The sequence below is a fragment of the Psychrobacter aquaticus CMS 56 genome, from assembly GCF_000471625.1.
Taxonomy (GTDB): Bacteria; Pseudomonadota; Gammaproteobacteria; order Pseudomonadales; family Moraxellaceae; genus Psychrobacter; species Psychrobacter aquaticus.
This window is the reverse complement of the sequence record NZ_AUSW01000034.1, coordinates 517,602-535,134: the sequence shown is the minus strand read 5'-3', so window position 1 is coordinate 535,134 and position 17,533 is coordinate 517,602. Positions and strand designations below refer to the sequence as shown.

At 43.6% G+C, this 17,533-nt stretch carries 17 protein-coding genes; 10 read left to right on the top strand and 7 right to left on the bottom strand.

Annotation, left to right across the window (positions count from 1 at the left end; translation table 11 throughout):
* The first annotated feature begins 24 nt into the window (after positions 1-24).
* The 9 genes from M917_RS11805 to M917_RS11765 all read left to right on the top strand — a co-directional run bounded on the left by M917_RS11805 (position 25) and on the right by M917_RS11765 (position 9,426).
* Positions 25-2,211 carry a YadA family autotransporter adhesin gene (locus M917_RS11805; RefSeq protein ID WP_454557313.1) on the top strand — a complete coding sequence of 729 codons (2,187 nt, stop codon included), beginning with the start codon at positions 25-27 and terminating at the stop codon, positions 2,209-2,211.
* A gap of 84 nt (positions 2,212-2,295) precedes the next feature.
* Positions 2,296-2,760, top strand: coding sequence for an outer membrane protein assembly factor BamE (locus tag M917_RS11800; RefSeq protein WP_021815088.1), 465 nt, complete (start codon positions 2,296-2,298; stop codon positions 2,758-2,760).
* A 301-nt stretch (positions 2,761-3,061) separates the two neighbouring features.
* Complete coding sequence (locus tag M917_RS11795; RefSeq protein ID WP_021815087.1) at positions 3,062-3,484, top strand: hypothetical protein; 423 nt, start codon at positions 3,062-3,064, stop codon at positions 3,482-3,484.
* Positions 3,485-3,656: 172 nt separating this feature from the next.
* Complete coding sequence (locus M917_RS11790) at positions 3,657-4,604, top strand: DMT family transporter (protein ID WP_021815086.1); 948 nt, start codon at positions 3,657-3,659, stop codon at positions 4,602-4,604.
* Positions 4,605-4,757: 153 nt separating this feature from the next.
* Positions 4,758-6,521 (top strand): TrkH family potassium uptake protein, encoded by a 1,764-nt coding sequence (locus M917_RS11785; RefSeq protein WP_021815085.1) that lies wholly within the window; start codon positions 4,758-4,760, stop codon positions 6,519-6,521.
* 85 nt (positions 6,522-6,606) lie between these two features.
* Positions 6,607-7,308 carry a potassium channel family protein gene (locus tag M917_RS11780; protein WP_021815084.1) on the top strand — a complete coding sequence of 234 codons (702 nt, stop codon included), beginning with the start codon at positions 6,607-6,609 and terminating at the stop codon, positions 7,306-7,308.
* A gap of 43 nt (positions 7,309-7,351) precedes the next feature.
* Positions 7,352-7,894 (top strand): DUF3124 domain-containing protein, encoded by a 543-nt coding sequence (locus M917_RS11775; RefSeq protein ID WP_021815083.1) that lies wholly within the window; start codon positions 7,352-7,354, stop codon positions 7,892-7,894.
* 213 nt (positions 7,895-8,107) lie between these two features.
* Positions 8,108-8,521, top strand: coding sequence for a PaaI family thioesterase (locus M917_RS11770; protein WP_021815082.1), 414 nt, complete (start codon positions 8,108-8,110; stop codon positions 8,519-8,521).
* Positions 8,522-8,616: 95 nt separating this feature from the next.
* On the top strand, positions 8,617-9,426 hold the full coding sequence (locus tag M917_RS11765) for a hypothetical protein (RefSeq protein WP_021815081.1): 810 nt from the start codon (positions 8,617-8,619) through the stop codon (positions 9,424-9,426).
* A 103-nt stretch (positions 9,427-9,529) separates the two neighbouring features.
* Here the strand turns inward: M917_RS11765 and M917_RS11760 are convergent, their stop codons facing one another.
* From M917_RS11760 to M917_RS11735, 7 genes are all read right to left on the bottom strand, one after another.
* Positions 9,530-10,528, bottom strand: a complete 999-nt coding sequence (locus M917_RS11760; protein WP_021815080.1) for a glycosyltransferase family 2 protein — start codon at positions 10,526-10,528, stop codon at positions 9,530-9,532.
* 46 nt (positions 10,529-10,574) lie between these two features.
* A complete protein-coding gene (locus M917_RS13790) occupies positions 10,575-11,783 on the bottom strand; it encodes a hypothetical protein (protein WP_021815079.1) in 1,209 nt (402 codons plus the stop codon).
* Positions 11,783-13,129 (bottom strand): glycosyltransferase, encoded by a 1,347-nt coding sequence (locus tag M917_RS11750; RefSeq protein ID WP_021815078.1) that lies wholly within the window; start codon positions 13,127-13,129, stop codon positions 11,783-11,785. The genes M917_RS13790 and M917_RS11750 overlap by 1 nt, the downstream gene beginning before the upstream one ends.
* A 114-nt stretch (positions 13,130-13,243) precedes the next feature.
* Entirely contained in the window at positions 13,244-14,827 is a 1,584-nt protein-coding gene (locus M917_RS11745; RefSeq protein ID WP_021815077.1) for a glycosyltransferase family 2 protein, read from the bottom strand.
* Between the two features lie 350 nt (positions 14,828-15,177).
* Positions 15,178-15,459, bottom strand: a complete 282-nt coding sequence (locus M917_RS14155) for an FAD-dependent oxidoreductase (protein ID WP_406622052.1) — start codon at positions 15,457-15,459, stop codon at positions 15,178-15,180.
* Positions 15,460-15,503: 44 nt separating this feature from the next.
* Positions 15,504-16,286 (bottom strand): type I methionyl aminopeptidase, encoded by a 783-nt coding sequence (gene map / locus M917_RS11740; RefSeq protein ID WP_021815075.1) that lies wholly within the window; start codon positions 16,284-16,286, stop codon positions 15,504-15,506.
* Positions 16,279-16,509: a ParD-like family protein gene (locus M917_RS11735; RefSeq protein WP_406622048.1), complete on the bottom strand. Its 231-nt coding sequence runs from the start codon at positions 16,507-16,509 to the stop codon at positions 16,279-16,281. The genes map and M917_RS11735 overlap by 8 nt, the downstream gene beginning before the upstream one ends.
* Positions 16,510-16,994: 485 nt before the next feature.
* Between M917_RS11735 and M917_RS13785 the strand changes: the two genes are divergently transcribed.
* Positions 16,995-17,531 (top strand): spore coat protein U domain-containing protein, encoded by a 537-nt coding sequence (locus M917_RS13785; RefSeq protein WP_051354275.1) that lies wholly within the window; start codon positions 16,995-16,997, stop codon positions 17,529-17,531.
* Positions 17,532-17,533 lie beyond the last annotated feature (2 nt).

The following is a 17,533-nucleotide window of genomic DNA, read 5'->3' as shown; positions in this document are numbered from 1 at the left end:
TTGACGATCGTTGGTGGCCCAAGTGTGACCACAAACGGTATTAATGCGGGCAACCAAGTTATTACTAACTTAGCTGACGGTGTAGCAGCAACCGATGCTGCAACTAAAGGTCAGGTAGATGCTGTATTTGGTGATTTAACAGATTTGGCAGCAGGTGCGGTACAGTATGAGCGCAACTCTGATACGAGTATTAATTTTGATCGCGTCATCTTGAAAGGTACTCAAGCAGTTATTGGTCAAGATGAAGATGGTAAAGACTTTGTTGTGAGTGGTGGTACAAGATTGTCTAATGTGGCAAACGGTATTAGTGCAGCTGACGCTGTCAACAAGGGTCAATTAGACAGCTTGATTGCTCGAAATATCACCAATGTCGAAGTCACTGGTCAGAACGGCAATCCTATTACGGTTAATATAACGGATCAAGTCGTTAACCGTAATACAGACAACGGTAATATGGATTCGTTATTCTTAACTTATAATGTCGAAGGTCAAAACGTCACTGATCGTCTAACTATCAGTGAAACTGTGCAAAGAATGAACACAGAAGGTGTGAAATTTGCTCACACCAATGCTGTTAGCGCCAAAGGTGATTTAGGTATGACCAACGACTCAAGTGCTGGCGGTAATAACTCAACTGCTATCGGTGTCAACGCTATTATTGAAGCAGGTGCTGACAACACTGTGGCATTAGGTCATAACACCAAAGCAGCAAACATTGCGACAAGCTCAGTTGTTATTGGTAACGGCTCACAGGTAGCAGGTCAATCATCTATTGCGATTGGTGATGGTGCTCAAGCTATGGGTAGTCAGTCTATCAGTATCGGTACTGGTAACATCGTTAATGGTAATAACTCAGGTGCTTTTGGTGATCCAAGCATTATCAATGGTGACAACAGCTACTCTGTGGGTAATAACAACACTATTAACAGCAATGATACTTTTGTATTAGGTAACAACGTCACCTCAACAGTTGGCGGATCAGTGGTTCTAGGTACTGGTTCTGCAGCAAGAACAGGTGCAGGAATTATCGGTTTTGGTGCAGCTGGTAATGCTGCTATTACTGCTACTACCAGTACCACAGGTGCAGTGGCTGTAGGCGATGCTAACAACGGCATCTATCGTCAAGTCACAGGTGTCGCCGCTGGTACGGCAGATTCTGATGCGGTCAACGTCTCACAGTTGAGAGCCGTCAGTGACAATCTGCAGAATAACAACGAAGCGCTCAGCAATGCTGCGGTTCAGTATGATAAAAACGCTGATGGTACAGTTAATAAAGGCAGTGTTACTTTAGGTGGCGGCGCTGCAGGCACAACGATAACCAATGTTAAAGCTGGCAACGTAAGTGCTGGTAGTACAGATGCTATCAACGGCAGTCAGTTACACAATCTAGGAAGTGATGTCGCAAGTATTATTGGTGGTGATGCCACATTTGATGCAGAAGGCAACCTAATAGCCAGCAATATTGGCGGGACTGGTAAAGGCAACATTAATGATGCGATTGCTGCTGTAAATAATGGCAATGCTCAAGCCAATGCAGATATAAAAGCCAATAGCGAAGACATTAAAGCCAATACTGATAGACTTGATGCAGGTCTAAGCTTCGGTGCTGATAGTGGTAACAACATCAATAAGTCAATAGGCGATGGTACTGCGATTAAGTTTGAAGGCAGTAACAACATCTCGACAACTACTACTAGCAGTGGTATCAAGTTTGACTTGAATGGAAATATTAGCGTGGATAACATCACGGCTGATACAGTGACTACAGGTAATACCACGGTCAGTAATAAGGGCGTGACTATCAAAGACGGTCCAAGCATGACGAGTGAAGGTATCAATGCAGGCGGTAAAACCATCACTGGCGTTGCCGATGGTATTAAAGTCAATGATGCAGTCAATCTTGGCCAGTTAAACGCACTCGATAACAGACTTAGCAATAGTGTTAATGAGTTAGGTTACAGAGTTAATGAAGTAGAAGATGATGCTAATGCTGGTGTTTCAGCGGCAATGGCAATGTCTTCGCTACCACAAGCCTACATCCCTGGTAAGTCAATGGTTGGTGGTGGTATCGCTACCTATAATGGTCAGAGTGCAGTTGCGATTGGTGTGTCCAAAGTATCTGACAATGGTCGCTGGGTAATTAAGGCAAATGGTACAGCGGATACTCAAGGGAATGCAGGCGGCGCAGTTGGTGCTGGCTTCCATTTCTAATTTAACCACGTTATTTCATGACAGCGCTTTCATCTATAAGCAAGCGCTGTCAGCTTACTCATAAAATATATTAAGGGATGTATAATGAAAAAATCTGTCTATCGTTACGGCTTATTAGCAACGACCGCTTTACTATTCACAGTGACCGGCTGTACCCAAAAAAACATCATGCCGAGTTGGCATTTGACGCCTGGTGCCCAGCATGGATCTGTTGATGCCAATGACTTAGTGTTTCCTGATGCAAAAAAGGCATGGCAAAAAGGCGGCACCATTGTCAGCCATGATGACGTTGCTAGGATTAGAGTCGGGACTACTAAGGATGAGATTTATAAATTAATTGGTACGCCGCATTTTAGTGAAGGCTTTAACGCTCGCGAATGGGATTATATTCTTAAGTTTCACGGTGCGAACAACAGCGTAGAGACTTGCCAATATAAAATCATCTTTGACAATAGTTATGAAGGCAGAATGCGCGATGACGAGTTCTTTGCAACTGAGTTTTATTGGCATCCAGCATCTTGCGATAAACACGCCCATCCTGAACACTAAACTTAAACGATAAGAAGTAGTAAAAAAGCAAGGCATCTTATGTCTTGCTTTTTTTGTTTTGCTCTAGAGTGAGCAAACTGCTGAGCTTTTTTATATCTGGTATTATTTTGACTATGGTCTATAAGCGGCCGCTCTCACATAAAACAATCTTGGAGTGATTGATAATAAAATACGCGCTAAGAGCCATCGTTTCGTCTATCATAATGACAGACTCTGACTGTTCAAGTTTTATGCAACACGTTAAGCCTATCGTCATTTATGACAAATACTCTTTAATAAGTAATATAAAAGGTTGTGAGCAATGATCAATACCAAGATATATAAGGCAATTTATAAGTTAGCAGAAGAGCTACTAGAAGCGGATCGCAAAGGCAATCAAGCGGCATTTGATGCGTTTTATGCTGAACTCAAAGCGCTCTGTATCGACAACGAAAACACCGATAAAGACCATCCCGAACAGTGGGAGACGCTTGCGGACTTTACAGAAGATCTGGACGAGGCGTTGGTCATTTATGACAAAGCGCTAGCAAAAGCCACTGCCATTAATTCAAAAGATCATATGTCGTCGATTGCTTTTTCGATGGCGGTTCTACAAATTGAAATGGGCGACACGGATGCGGCTATCACAAACCTACAAAATGCCAAAATCACTGCCAATAAGATTGAAGATAAAGAGTTCAAAGTTGAAATAGACGAGTTGCTGGCAACGTTGTTGGCTGAATAATCTTGGCCACTGCCATAACTGAGCCACTGCCATAACTGAGCCACTGCCATAACTGAGCCACCGTCATAATTGACTCAGTAAAATTGCTATGACCACCAATCCTAACAAACGTACCCGACAAACGTACCTAACAAACGTAATTACCCACTATGGTCAGCCAATAGGATAGTTGATGAGCGACTCCTCAAAGCGACAAGTGTTTTGCAGTAAGCACGCATGGTTTGTCCCTTTCGTTTGTCTGTTGGTTGGGGGTGCGTTGATAGGCATCTCCACCAATTTGGCAAAATATGCGGGTGACCTAGGGATGACGCCACTCGCTTTTCTCTTTTGGTCCATTACAGGTGCTGCCCTCATTTTGTGGGTCGTGGCATTAATCAGACAAGAATTACCACCTTTGAGCGCTCGTAGCTTTGAGTATTATTTTGTCGCTGCCCTTATCAGTGTCGCGGGTTCCAACTTATTATTGTTTTCCGCCATTCCTCATGTTGGGGCAGGTTTTGTCGCGCTTATCATCTCACTACCGCCACTGTTGACCTACCTTGGGGCGCTAATGCTGCGGATGGAGCGCTTTACTATCATGCGTGCGGTTGGCGTCGCTGCGGCCCTTATGGGAGCAGGGGTACTGGCATTGCGTAAATTTACCGCGCCAGATGCCAGTGTTTTTTGGATTTTGATAGCGCTTTGTGGCCCAGTGCTGTTGGCAATTGGCAATATATATCGCACATTGCGTTGGCCTGATAATGCGTCTCCTAGTGCGCTTGCGCCCGGTATGTTGATAGCGGCTGCGCTGTTGCTGTTTGCCTTTAGTGCGGTGCCCAATTTTTCGGTCGCTGTACCGCTTGGAGAATGGTTGCCGCTGAGTTTGATTGTCATACAGGCAGGCGTATTTGCGGGTCAATTTTTATTGTTGTTTCTATTGCAAAAGACGGGCGGCCCCGTTTTATTGAGTTTGTTAGGCTCAGTAGGTGCAGTGTTTGGTGTGCCTGTTGCTATTTTTTTGCAAGGAGAGAGTCCGCCATCAGGTTTGTTTTTGGGTGCATCATTGATAGCGCTTGGTGTGGCTCTGGTGACATGGGGCGGGGTAAAAATGTCGACAGACAATAAGTTGGATTTTAAGTGAAAGAAGCATGAAGACAGTGTTTTTATGCGCTTGATGGATAGGCATGGCTCATAGGTATTTCATAATTGGTTACGATTATCTAGAATCAGTTTTTGTGAATGGTACAAAAAGGGAGTATAAATACCGTGGTTATTTCCATCATGGATTAAGGCTATGAATGCAGCCAAGCATTATCGATTGTTAAATAATTTTATGATTTTTATTAGTGTTGTGGGTGTGGCTGTTGCTTTACTAGACAGCGGTTTTACATTATCCACATGGCTACAACAAATTTTTCATATTTTTTATTTGGTCATTGTCTTTTTGGGCTTCATTTTGACAGCAGGACGCTATATTTATACCAAAAAACCGCTGGCTTTAAATAAGGTCGCGGTTTTTGATTTGTTTACCAGTATCGCGATTATCATTCTACTGGTGGCTCATTTTACCGACTTAGTGCGCTCAGGGCTGTCTGGATCGGTCGATGGTTATGTTGCCATAAAGATCGCTGTCTTTGTCACCTTCATTCGTGAAATATCTGACCACGATTTTAACCTCAAACGCACCTTTTTAAACCCTGCCCAGTTTTTTATCTTAAGCTTTTTGTCCGTGGTACTGGTGGGTGCATTACTGCTGATGATGCCCAATGCCACGACGCAGCCGTTGTCCTTTGTTGATGCGCTCTTTACAGCGACCAGTGCTGTCTGTGTGACGGGTCTTATTGTGGTGGATACGGCCACTTATTTTACGACCTTTGGGCAAGTCATTATCATGGGATTGATACAAATTGGTGGCTTGGGTATTTTGACGTTTGTGACTTACTTTAGTTACTTTTTTAAGGGCGGCGTCAGTTACGAGACCCAAGCAAGCATTAGCGAGATGTCGTACATGCGCGGTATGGGCGATGTGGTATCGACGCTCAAGTCTATCTTGTATGTGACGTTTGCTGTCGAGGCGGCGGCGGCCGCACTAATTTATATCAGTATTTATGATATACCAGATATGGACTGGTCTGAGCAGCTGTTTTTTGCCGTTTTTCATGCCATTTCTGCGTTCTGTAATGCTGGATTTTCTACTTTTAGCGCAGGACTATATGACGACTCTTTACGCTTTAATTATCCGCTTCAGCTGATTATTGTCATTACCTTTATCTTTGGCGGTATGGGTTTTAGCATCGTGGTCAATGTACTGCGTTATTTGCGTTATCGCGCTGAGCGGCTGATCTATCGCCGCAATGACCAGCGCTGCGACTATCAACCTTGGCTGCTCAGTATCAATAGCCGTATTACATTGATTACGACGGGCGCGTTATTGCTAAGTGGCTTTATCGGCGTGATGATCTTTGAATATAATAACGTGCTCGCTGACCATACCAGCTTTTTTGGTAAGCTGGTAACGGGGTTTTTTACGGGTGCGACGCCGAGAACCGCCGGATTTAATAACATTGATATGGGTGAGCTTGCGTTCCCGACGATTATGTTGACGATATTTTTGATGTGGATTGGTGCGTCGCCAAACTCAACGGGCGGTGGTATCAAAACCAGTACCTTTGCTATTGCGCTGTTGAACACGTTGAGTTTGGCACGGGGACAGACCAAGGTAGAAGTGTTCAAGCGGCAGATCGCGGATATCTCAATTCGCCGTGCATTTTCTATTATGTGGTTGTCATTGTTGGTCATCGGTACGGGGGTGACGCTCATCAGTTACGACCAACCAGAGCTTGATTTGATCAAGGTGGTGTTTGAGTGTTTTTCGGCTTATAGCACGGTGGGGCTAAGCTTGAACTTGACAACAGAGCTGTCAGATTTCAGTAAAATGGTGGTCTCGGTTATTATGTTCGTTGGGCGCGTGAGTATGCTGACGATTTTTATTGCGCTGCTCAAAAACATGCGTCCGCGCAATTATCGTTATCCGACTGAAGAGATCACCATTAACTAAATTGCGGCAAATTGGCTATCTGAATTTGGTTATACAGCCCATATATTACAACGACTTAAAAAACGACTGAAAAAGGCAAATGCTCATGAAATATATTATCGTAGGGTTAGGGAACTTTGGCTCATCGCTAGGTATGGCATTGACCCGTCAAGGTCATGAAGTGATTGCCATTGACAGCAGTATGCAAAAGGTCGAGGCTTATAAAGAGGTGATTTCTCATACCATTTGTATGGATGCCACCGATGAATATACAGTTAAAGGGTTACCGATTATCGATACTGACATAGTCATCGTGGCCATTGGCGAAGACCAAGGCGAGAATGTCATGGCAACAGCGCTGTTTAAAACCCTAAAAGCAAAACGTTTGATCAGTCGTAGTATTAACCCTCTGCACGAAAAAGTACTGCAAGCCATCGGCGTTGATGATCTCATTCACCCCGAAAAAGAAGCGGCCAAACGCTGGGCAAAAAGGCTGTCGCTTCGTTACTTTGTGGACTCATTTGAGCTAAGCGATCACTTTAGTATTGTGGAGATTAGCATTCCAGTCGCCTTGATTGGGCAAACGGTGGACAGTTTGCAGTTGGAGCAAAAATTTAATATTCGATTGCTTAGTACCATGCGCTATGAGTATTATGAAGATAGCTTTGGCCGTACTCAAAGTAAACCCAGCATTCAAGGACTGGCTGTACCTGAGCAAATATTAAAAGATAAAGACGTGCTGGTTATTTACGGGGCGAACAAGGACATCAACCAATTCTTACGTAGCGTTGGCGTCAAGATCAAATAAAAGTATGCAACAGTCGTGACATGTCGAAGCAAAGGGAAAACTTATGAATAAGCGCAGTATGTCCGTCTTATTGGCCGCTATGATGGTGCTGTTTTCAGGGTGTGACCCATCGGCGCAAGACCCGAATGTTGCCTTGTCCAAGAGTCATCAAGATCCGATCGTAGAATTGGAAAAGACGTCAAATGTGGAGCATGGGAAGCTTGGTTACAAGCAAACTTTTTATGTGCCGATTTACTCAGACATTTATACCGATAAAGACAACCGAAAAGTCTTATTGTCAGCGACGCTAAGCGTCCGTAATACCACGCTAAAAAAGTCACTTTATGTCAATAAAATTGACTATTACGATACTGGTGGCACACTGATAAAGTCGTATTTAACCAAGCCCATTGAACTGCCAGCGATGGCGACACTCAATTATATCGTCGAAAAAGAAGAGAATAAAGGCGGCTCGGGTGCTAACTTTATCATCGAAGTCGAAGGCATAGATGAGACAGTTAGACCTGTCATTGAAGCGGTTATGATTGGTAACTTTAGCAATAAAGGGTTTGCGTTTAGTACAGAGGGTACGCCAGTCATTCATTGATAAACGCTATAGTCTATCTACTATAAAATGAGTATGATGCTGCTAGGATAAATTTTCGCAGCATCGAGCTGCGAAGGCACAGCGAGCAAGAAAATATTATTCTAGCAGTACGCTACCATGTTTGAGTGGTTGTACTTTGTTATTTAGTATCAACTATGAACGATAAGCAAAAGAGTGATTCTCGGTAAGGATCATGCAATTCAAGGAAGAGATATGTCTGCAACCAAGGAAGAAATCGTCGCCTTTATGGCATTGGAGTTCCCACAAACCAAATGTATCGTCGAGACCGTAGATGAGACAGGCGCGACTTTGTCACACGATATTGGGATAAATGAGCTGCGTCCTGGTGGCACCGTCTCTGGACCAGTGTTGATGAGCATCGCTGATGTGGCCATCTATGTGGCGATACTTGGCAAAATCGGCATTGTTCCATTGACAGTGACTACAAGTCTGACCATTAATTTTTTGCGTAAACCCTCCGCAGAAGCCCGTATTATGGCGGATTGCATTTTAATGAAAGTAGGGCGCAGGCTTATCGTAGGTGAAGTGTCTCTTTATTCAGAAGGCTCAAGCGACGTAGTGGCACACGTGGTGGGCACGTATTCCGTACCGCCCAAGCAGACTTGAAGAATTTAAAATGAGGTTTTTGCGCTAGATAAGTTCCAGACCCCAAATAATCAATTAAAAAGTTATCTACATTAAATAGGACAAATACGTCTAGCATGCAAACTTCGATACCTTTAAATAATGGTTCAATATCACATAGTAATGAAGCTGAAGTGAATAAAATCAGCACAGAAGCTGCTGCCTTTATAAGTCTGCCACCCAATATTCAAACTGCTCTAAAGCAAAAAAATCGGATTGTATTTATCGCGAACAATCCGTCTATTAGTGTTGCCCAACTTGAGGACTTACTACAGCCAGATGATGTGTTGGTGTTGTTTAATCATTTTATACATGCTGATTTTTTTGCCAATCACCCGCTGGTAAGTACACTGCCTAAATTGCTATTTTTCCGGCAAATTGGCGATAGTAAATTGCATTTTGGCTTACCGCCCAGAAGCAATAATGTGTCAGTGATAAAACGAATGGCAAAGGCAGCCCCTCTAGGAATATTACTCAGTAATCAGCCGTATCAATTTCCTGCTCCAGATGACGACCCAAGTCCCAATGATGACCCCATCACTGCTGATCGGATACTGACGATTCCACTGGCAGTACAAGCGTTGTTAGAGAGTGACATGCACCATAGCGTATTGTCAGAGCAGCATCCAGTCGTCGCGGATTATCCTTCTTTCAAGGACATTCATTCATCAGCGCCGTCGTCAGGGTTTTTATTGTATCGGTTGTTGCTCGCGGCTCGAGCGCATTTGCAAGACATTCAACAAGCAGAGTTACCGCTACAGTTATTGATGCTTGGGTTTAATGATAACGCTAAGACCGCCCATTTTTGGCAAGGACACAATTGGGAATTTGAGCGCCGCGAGATGCATTCACCGCCGCAAGAGGTAGAGATTATTCGTCAATATTAAGAATGGATGGTCAAAGCCTTGAGAGCAGTCACTCATCGGGATTATTTTGTCAAAACCCTTATAAGTGCATAATTTTTAAATATAAGGCTCTAAATATAAGTCTCTAAACATAAGGCGCATCGGGGCAATGAGCCAGCGCTATCTCGTTACGGCTGGGCTGTCTGACCAGAGCAATTGGGGTTGATTGCTCAGCTTGCCAATGAATGAGTCCCATATCAACAAACTGTGAGAGCCATCCTGACATCGGCCAGCATTGCCATTTACGGTAAAAACGATTGGCATTGATGACAATACTATCTAGATGATTAAGCGGCGGCCGATAAACGCTGTGCTGTTGATGATAAACAACATCGGCCGTGAGATAAAAATCAATATGTAACTGACGCGCTGTAAAGGCAAAATCAGTATCTTCTGCGCCATACCCTGTGTAATGAGTGTCAAACCCACCTATCTGCTCAAACAGCTTCCGTTTAATAGCAAAACACAAACTCCAAAAAGCCCCGTAATCTTCAGTCTGCTTCATCGCTGTCTGATTCGTTTTTGTAGGGTTAGGTTCAACTTCCTCAAGATTATCACGATAAGGGTTATAAACGGACAACTGGTTTAGATCAGAGAGGGCAAGAGCGCCATCTTGTAGCTTTACGCTCTCTACTGCTGACAAAGGTCGCGTGAGATAGCGTGGTTGGCCCATCAATAGACTGTTTGGCCGAGTTTGCAGTTTGGCGCTTAGCTGCTCAATAAACGTCGGCGCGACGATACAGTCCACGTCTAAAAATATGAGCGCATCATGGGTGGCGCGCGCAGCCCCGAGATTACGATTGTGACCGATATCAAACTCGATTTTAGTGGCTGAATCAGACGTGCTATCAACTTGCTTATCAGCAGTGGTGGCAATTTGTACAATGTTTAAAGAGAATGCCGCCAAACGTTTGGGATCGGCATCATCATTCACAATGATAATTTCGTCAGGCTTGACGCTACCATTCATCAGGCTGGCTAGTAGATTATAAAGGTGGCGATTGCGTCCGTAGCACGTCGTAATCACCGTTATGGGGATATGTTCAGAAGTAAAGTCAAAGTTGGACATTGGTTTTGTGGTCATCGGTCATCACCGTTTTTTATAGTAGAAATAAGGGTAAAAGCATTCTTTAGCTGTGACCAAGATCCGGTTTCAGGTTAAGCTGGGGAAGTAGCCATTCATTGAACCAAGACTTAGTCGTCGAGTAGGTCGTGGTGCTACTCATAAACGCTTGGGCAGCAGGTAAGTAGTCTGTGCTAGTAAGTGATGGCATCTGAGATTTGTCATCTTGTATTTGTTGCAAAAACAGTTTGTCAGAGTTTGCAGGAATATGTTTATCCGTCACTAAACTTTTAAACTGCTCCCAACTTAGTGCTCGTCCTTGCGCTATTAATGCTTGCGCCATAACTTCTTGCTCTTGATGCGGACGCTCATCAGGCAGAACTACCAGTGGCGTTGCCTGATGATAGGCTTGTGCAACAGCATTGAGACCACATGCCATGAGCAAGTAATCACTGTGTTGCATAAAGGGCGTTACATCATCCACATGAGTGGCGATATCAACATAACGCCGCATAGCGTCGTCTATCGGTCCAAGCGATATGATTAAGGTATTTGGTAATAAACGGCGCAACTCAGGCAGTTTTGCGTCAATGGCTTCGTGCCCGCCGTAGCCTTTAATCACGGTAATAATTTGTGCGGACGCAGAAAAAGCTTCACGCACTTTATCATCATCAGTTAACGCCATGAGCGTTTTGACAAAATCCTCATAGGTTGAGGGGTTATTTTTGGTGGGAGTAATAAAGTCAAGATATAGCGTTTTTTGTGTTACCCAACGTGGTGTCATGGCGGCTTCGAGTACGCGAGGATAAGGGGCTACTAGAGCAAGTGCGCCAGCAAAGGCCTCAAGATGGGGCACATCATCACGACAGCCGGGCAGTCTCACGTAGAGATAAGGCACACTCGCGGTTCGGCATAGCATGGCCACTTCCACACTCACATCGACGATCATCAAATCAATCTTGCGCTGATAAATCGTATCCAGTATCTGATGGCTACGTTTTTGAATATCGGCATTGCCAACAGGCGAGTAATGTAGACTGGCGGGCTGCCAATGTTCTCCAGCGCGACCTTTTAGCACGTCATCGGCACGTTCATCCTCTGCATGAAGGCGTATGATCTGTTGCTCATTAATCGCGGTAAACGTATAACCCTCTGAGGTTAAGCTGGTAAATACCGTTAGTTGCTGTCTATTTTCAAGCGGCAATAGGCCGGCAAGCTTGTCTATCTGTCGACAGTGCCCTGAACCATGATGATGCGCGTAATAGCCAATCCGCATTATCGTTCTCCAAGGCTCATGGCAATGGATTCATTGTCTGATCCAACCAATGGCTTTGCTTTACCATTTAGGTTATTAAAAGTGGTTAACGTCTGACGGACGTCTTTTTGATGGCTTAAGCGTTGTTGCTGTCTGTTAGCCACGGCTGCTTGATATAATTGTAGATATCCATCCACCATCGCAGAGACGGAACAAAATGCTAAAGCACGTTTGCGGCAAGCCTGACGCGAGATATTTTTAATCTCAGCAAACCCTTGTATAAATGCTGCTTTGTCCTCTTTCGGCACGATAACGCCTGTGTCTGGTGTGACAATTTCGGCACTTGCGCCCACATCAAAGCCAATGACGGGCGTACCGCAAGCCAGACTTTCAGCCAGTGTCAAGCCATAAGGCTCGTCCCAAGTACTGGTAAATAGCATGGCGGTCGCCTGACACAGGTAGCGATTGATTTCGTCTTTGGTGACATGACCCACATAATCAAACAGGGGCTGCGTATTGTTTTTACGGTCTTTAGCCAATAATGGTGCCACCTGCTCGTTAAAGTAATCTTCATTACTTTTAGGGCCTGCAATGATTAATCTCTTGCCCGCTTCCATACAGTACTGCATTGCCAGATGCGTGCCTTTTTCAGGACAAATACGGCCATACCAAAAGTAAACCTCATCATCATAACCGTCAAAATCTTTTTCAAAGCCAGTAGCAGATTCGATATCAGTCATAAAAGATGCCACGTCGATGCCGTTATAAACCACGTGCGAAGGAACAAATTCAGAAAAAAGCTGCTGCTGATGTTCGCTAACCGCGGTAAATTGGGTTTTTGTCCCATGGCGCAGAGTCAGAAGCGCCAAACGTAATTGTGGAAAGATAGGGGTATGAAAAGTGGTAAAGAATCGAGCACCAAAGGCTTGACCCGTCATCATCGGAATATGATGTAGACTGTGATTGTGGACGATGTCAATCTCACCGCGCTCGTCACGCTCGATAATATCGCGCAAGGCGCTTTGATAGACCAAGTACTGGTACATCTCCTCACGGCTCATGCCTAATGACTCATGTTCATTATCATAAACCGTCGCGTCAAACTCAGCTCGTGTTAAAAACGGTAGTAACGTGGCTTGCGTTTGACTGTCTTCATGGGCATAAAGTAAAACATCGTGACCTTGGGCAACGAGCTCATCACATATCAGTTGGGTAATCATCTCAAGCCCGCCTGCGTAAGGCTGGGCAATAGGATACAAACAATGAGCGATGATCGCTATGCGCAACGGCTTGCCGGATAAAGGGGTAGGGCGAGCATTACTAGAACTGATTGCATCTACAAAATGAATAGCATTGGCACAAGACATATGAACCTCAAAGTAAAAATAGTAATGGATTTGAATTGAGCAGAAAGATAACTCTCAATAAGCATAAGAAGTTAAAAACGAATATAGCCCAGCTGTTGTTAACCCTAGATATTTTTAGGAGTTAATAGTTTTTTTATTATTTAATGCCGTCGTAATGTCAGACGTTTTTATAGATTTGGCTTGCTTGCGAACTGCTGTAACAACCAGCTTAGATTTTATGCTGATACTGGGTGTTTTTTGCTCAGTAAAAGCAAAATTGTCCATTGCCACTTTTGCAGCCCACAGTTTTAAAACACAGACAGTCACTGCACAGACAAACAATAGCGGCGAATAAAGCGGAGAGAAGGGCGCGACCAATAGGGCGGTGATGATGTTTAGTACTAAAAGCAGCTTTGGTAAAGCCATTATATTTGCCTGCCACAATGAATGACGCGTACCGATAGGCGCTTGCTTTGGCGTACAGATAAATGGCTTTTTACGACCCCACAAAACAGGCAACCATGACAGCGCCCCAAGCTCCCAAAAGTTTATATGCATCAACCATGCACGTAGTTTTGTGCCAACATTTGACTGATGGTCTGTATCAACTTGTTTATTAAGTGGGGCTTGATCGTGAAAATACGCCCACAAACGTCTGCCTAAAAAGAGCGCGTAACTGATATAAACCAGATATAAAGGCGTTAATAGCGACAAATTAGGATCAGTGCTAAAGAGAGCACTGCCAATAATGAATAGTGAACAGACTTGGAGGAAGATAAAAAAGCCCGTAAAGTTTGTCCACGCACTGAGCTGCGAAAGATGAGCCCGTATATAAGTTAGGCGTTCATCTAGGTTTTTAGTAGTAACAGAGGATTGCGCTAAAAAAGGCAACGGCCACGAAAAATAATCCGTTAATACTTGCATGTTGCCGTAGATCCAGCGTCGACGTTGGGACATCAAATCATTCAACGTATTGGGCAATAAACCCGTAGCGATGACTTCTGGTATGAACTGGCTGCGAAAGCCTCTTTGATGCATGAGCACGCCCATCTGCGCATCTTCGGTAATCGATGCCCCCGACCAGCCACCCAAACTCAATAGATCTGAGCGACGAATAACCGCATAAGTACCTGTCGATAAAGCGCGAGTGCGATTAAAAGGACGGTACAAGTGGTGGTTAAAGTAATGGTTTAATTCATTATGCGTGTCTACTTGACTAGCATTACGATAAAACTGCGGGAACTGAAGCAGCGTATGGTCAGGATAGTGATGAAGGGCATTGGCAATCGACTTTCTCGCATGTGGTAATGCTTGATAATCACTATCAACGACGACGAGATGTGTGCAGTCTGGGCTCATTAATCCTAATGCTAAATTCAGTGCGCCTGCCTTAAAACCTTCTACCGCATCAATATGATAAAAATGTACATTGAGTTTGGGGTCTAAGCTGGCACAAAACGCGGCCAGTGGCTTATACAGTGAGGTTTCAGTATTATTATTATCAATAATAATAATCTCATCATGGGCTTCTTTTATTGCTAGCAAGGAATGTATGGTGGCAATCACCAACTCTGGCGGTTCAGCACGCGTCATTAACTGAAAGCTTAAAGCAGCAGTTGTGCTGGCTTGTGACTGGCTCTTTTGTAGGGGACGCTCTGCAGAATAACCAGCGATAGCTTCCCATGTTTCTTTACAAAGTACCCCACTATTGACCGCCATGATTTGTTCCTATTAACATTCAATATGTACTATTTGGTTAAAAAAAATAGCGAAATCCAGACCAGCAATTATCTGATAGTCGATAAGTGCCTGTTCGGTACTGGAAACATCATATCTCAGAGCTTTGAAAGAAATTGATGCTTAAATGTTCAATAATCATTAATAATGTAAGAGTGAGTAATTTTTGTAAAAACCAAACCAATTCAAAGGTTTATTGTGGTTATTAAGCACAACATGAAAGGCGAGAGTTAGGCATGCGCTCATTCTAATTGTCGGTAAAGCGACTGTTAGAGGTAGAAGAAATTAAGAAAAGAGGCTATGAAGTATAGTCAGGTCAATATAAAAAAGAGTCAGATGAACTCTGCTATATAGTTGCCCAAATAAGTGCCTTTCGCCACACCAGCGCCGTTCATGTCGGCCATCACGTACACGCTAGGAGCAGGCTCTTTAAAGACAGGTTCGTGATTCATCATCACGCCGAGCATACCGCCCCATGTATATTCAAACGGAACATTTGCTAGTTGTGGGAAACGCGCCAAATAAGAATTACGGTGTTTAGCTTTTGCTTTGTCGAGCGCTGTTTTGGTGCTGGATAGATTGGGCTGGTAGTTCAGCGTATTACGAATAAAAATCCGCTTGTCCGGCGTGTCGCCAGTCGACCAGCAGTAGGCAACACTTAAGTGATTAAAATTATTTCTTCAGCTCGAAGAGTGAGAACCTCATAACCGTTTGAGGTGACAGCAATCGTATGCTCCCATTGAGCAGACAGTTTTTTATCGCTAGTGACGACCGTCCAGCCATCGTTTTTGACTTTCACTTTGGCTTTACCTTGATTAACCATTGGCTCAACTGTAAATGTCATACCTTCTTGTAAAACCAAGCCTTTTCCCTGAAGTCCATAATGTAGCACTTCTGGTGCTTCATGCATCTCACGGCCAATACCGTGACCACAATACTCCCGTACGATAGAGTAGCCCTGTTTTTCAGCATGATTTTGAATGGCATGACCAACATCACCTAGCGTTGCGCCAGGTTTCACCACTCGTATGCCTTCCCACATGGCTTCATAGGCGGTATCAACCAAGCGTTTAGCAAGGGGTAGTACCTCACCAATTAAGTACATTTTGCTAGAGTCAGCGATAAAGCCGCCTTGTTCTAATGTGATATCCACATTCACAATATCCCCTGATTTAAGTATTTGAGTGTCTGCCGGAATACCATGACATACAACGCTATTTACCGAAGTATTCAACGCATACTGATAGCCATATTGACCTTTGCTGGCTGGGCGTGCGCCTAGTTGATCGACGATATAGCGTTCAACAAGATCGTTGATCTCCATCGTAGATATACCAATGGTGATTTGTTTATCAAGATAAGCAAAAACAGAAGCCAGTAGTCGCCCAGACTCGCGCATTACGTTCAATTCCTCCAAGGTTTTTAGAACTATCTCAGCCATCTATCAGATTCCTTACGTTGACATCGGCGTTTTTCATTTGCTCATGTATGATTTGGGAATAAGACATATTGGGATTGGCTTCAGCAAGCATCCCTATCTTTATCCAATACTCGGCTTGCGCGTTGATAGATCGCACCATCACTGAGCTTGCCTTGCGAATCTCTTCATGTAGCTCATCATCAATCTTAACGATACCCATAAAAACCTCTAATATACGAAACATACATGAATCATATACTCATTTTGGTTTACCTACAAGATGATATGAGTATTTGATACTCCTTAACATTGCTTAATAACGTTTTAGAGTCTCTCAAAAGGTCGTTTATCAAATAAGAAAATAAACTGTTTTGTAAGCTGAAATAGAGAATCTTTACAAAAATCTTGTAAGGTAAATGCCCTAAAAGTAAGTATTAATTATGTAAATGCCCGATTTATATGGCTTAGAGCTGATTTGCAAATAGTAATATTAATCAAACATTTAGCGTGCAATTCGATAAAGCTTATACTACAATGAGTCAACAAACATGACAGACGGTCGACATTTACGACAGACGGTCTAAACTTTGTAAGTAAAAGGATTGGGTGGCTACAGGCAAGTAATTCATGCTTGTGGGTTAGAAATTACAAACAAATGTAATCTCTATTATCTAGTAAGGTATAGATCACTAATTACTTTAATATTGTCTTATACATCATAGAAGCACTATGAGCTTTATTTATACTCACTGGAGAATTACCATGAAATTTAACAAAAAATTACTTGCCGCTACCCTAGTTACTGCTGGTGGATTCGCCGCTATCTCTAGTGCAAATGCTGAAACTGCTGGCAGCACTTTTGAAGTTGGAATGACAGTTGAGAAACTCTGTACAGTATCGACAGCAGGGGAGATTAGCTTAAACCCTACTGCTACTAATGTAAACGCAACCGCTAAGTCCACCACTTTTAACGTAGCCTGCTCTCAAGGTACGCCTTATAGTATTACGATGTCGCCAACAAGCGGCACCGCTAACTCTGGAGCTGGCGTATTGACAGGAGAAAATACTTTAGAGACACTAGCGTATACCTTGTCTGAAGCTTCAGGTGGCGCAGTTTGGGATGCCGAGTATAAGACCGGAGTGGTAGGAGCAGGTTTCGTAGTTGATCCCACACCATATACTGTATTCGTAAACCTAACAGAAGATTCTAGAAAGGCTAAACCGGATACTTATACCGATACCGTTGCCGTTTCTGTAGGTTACTAGTA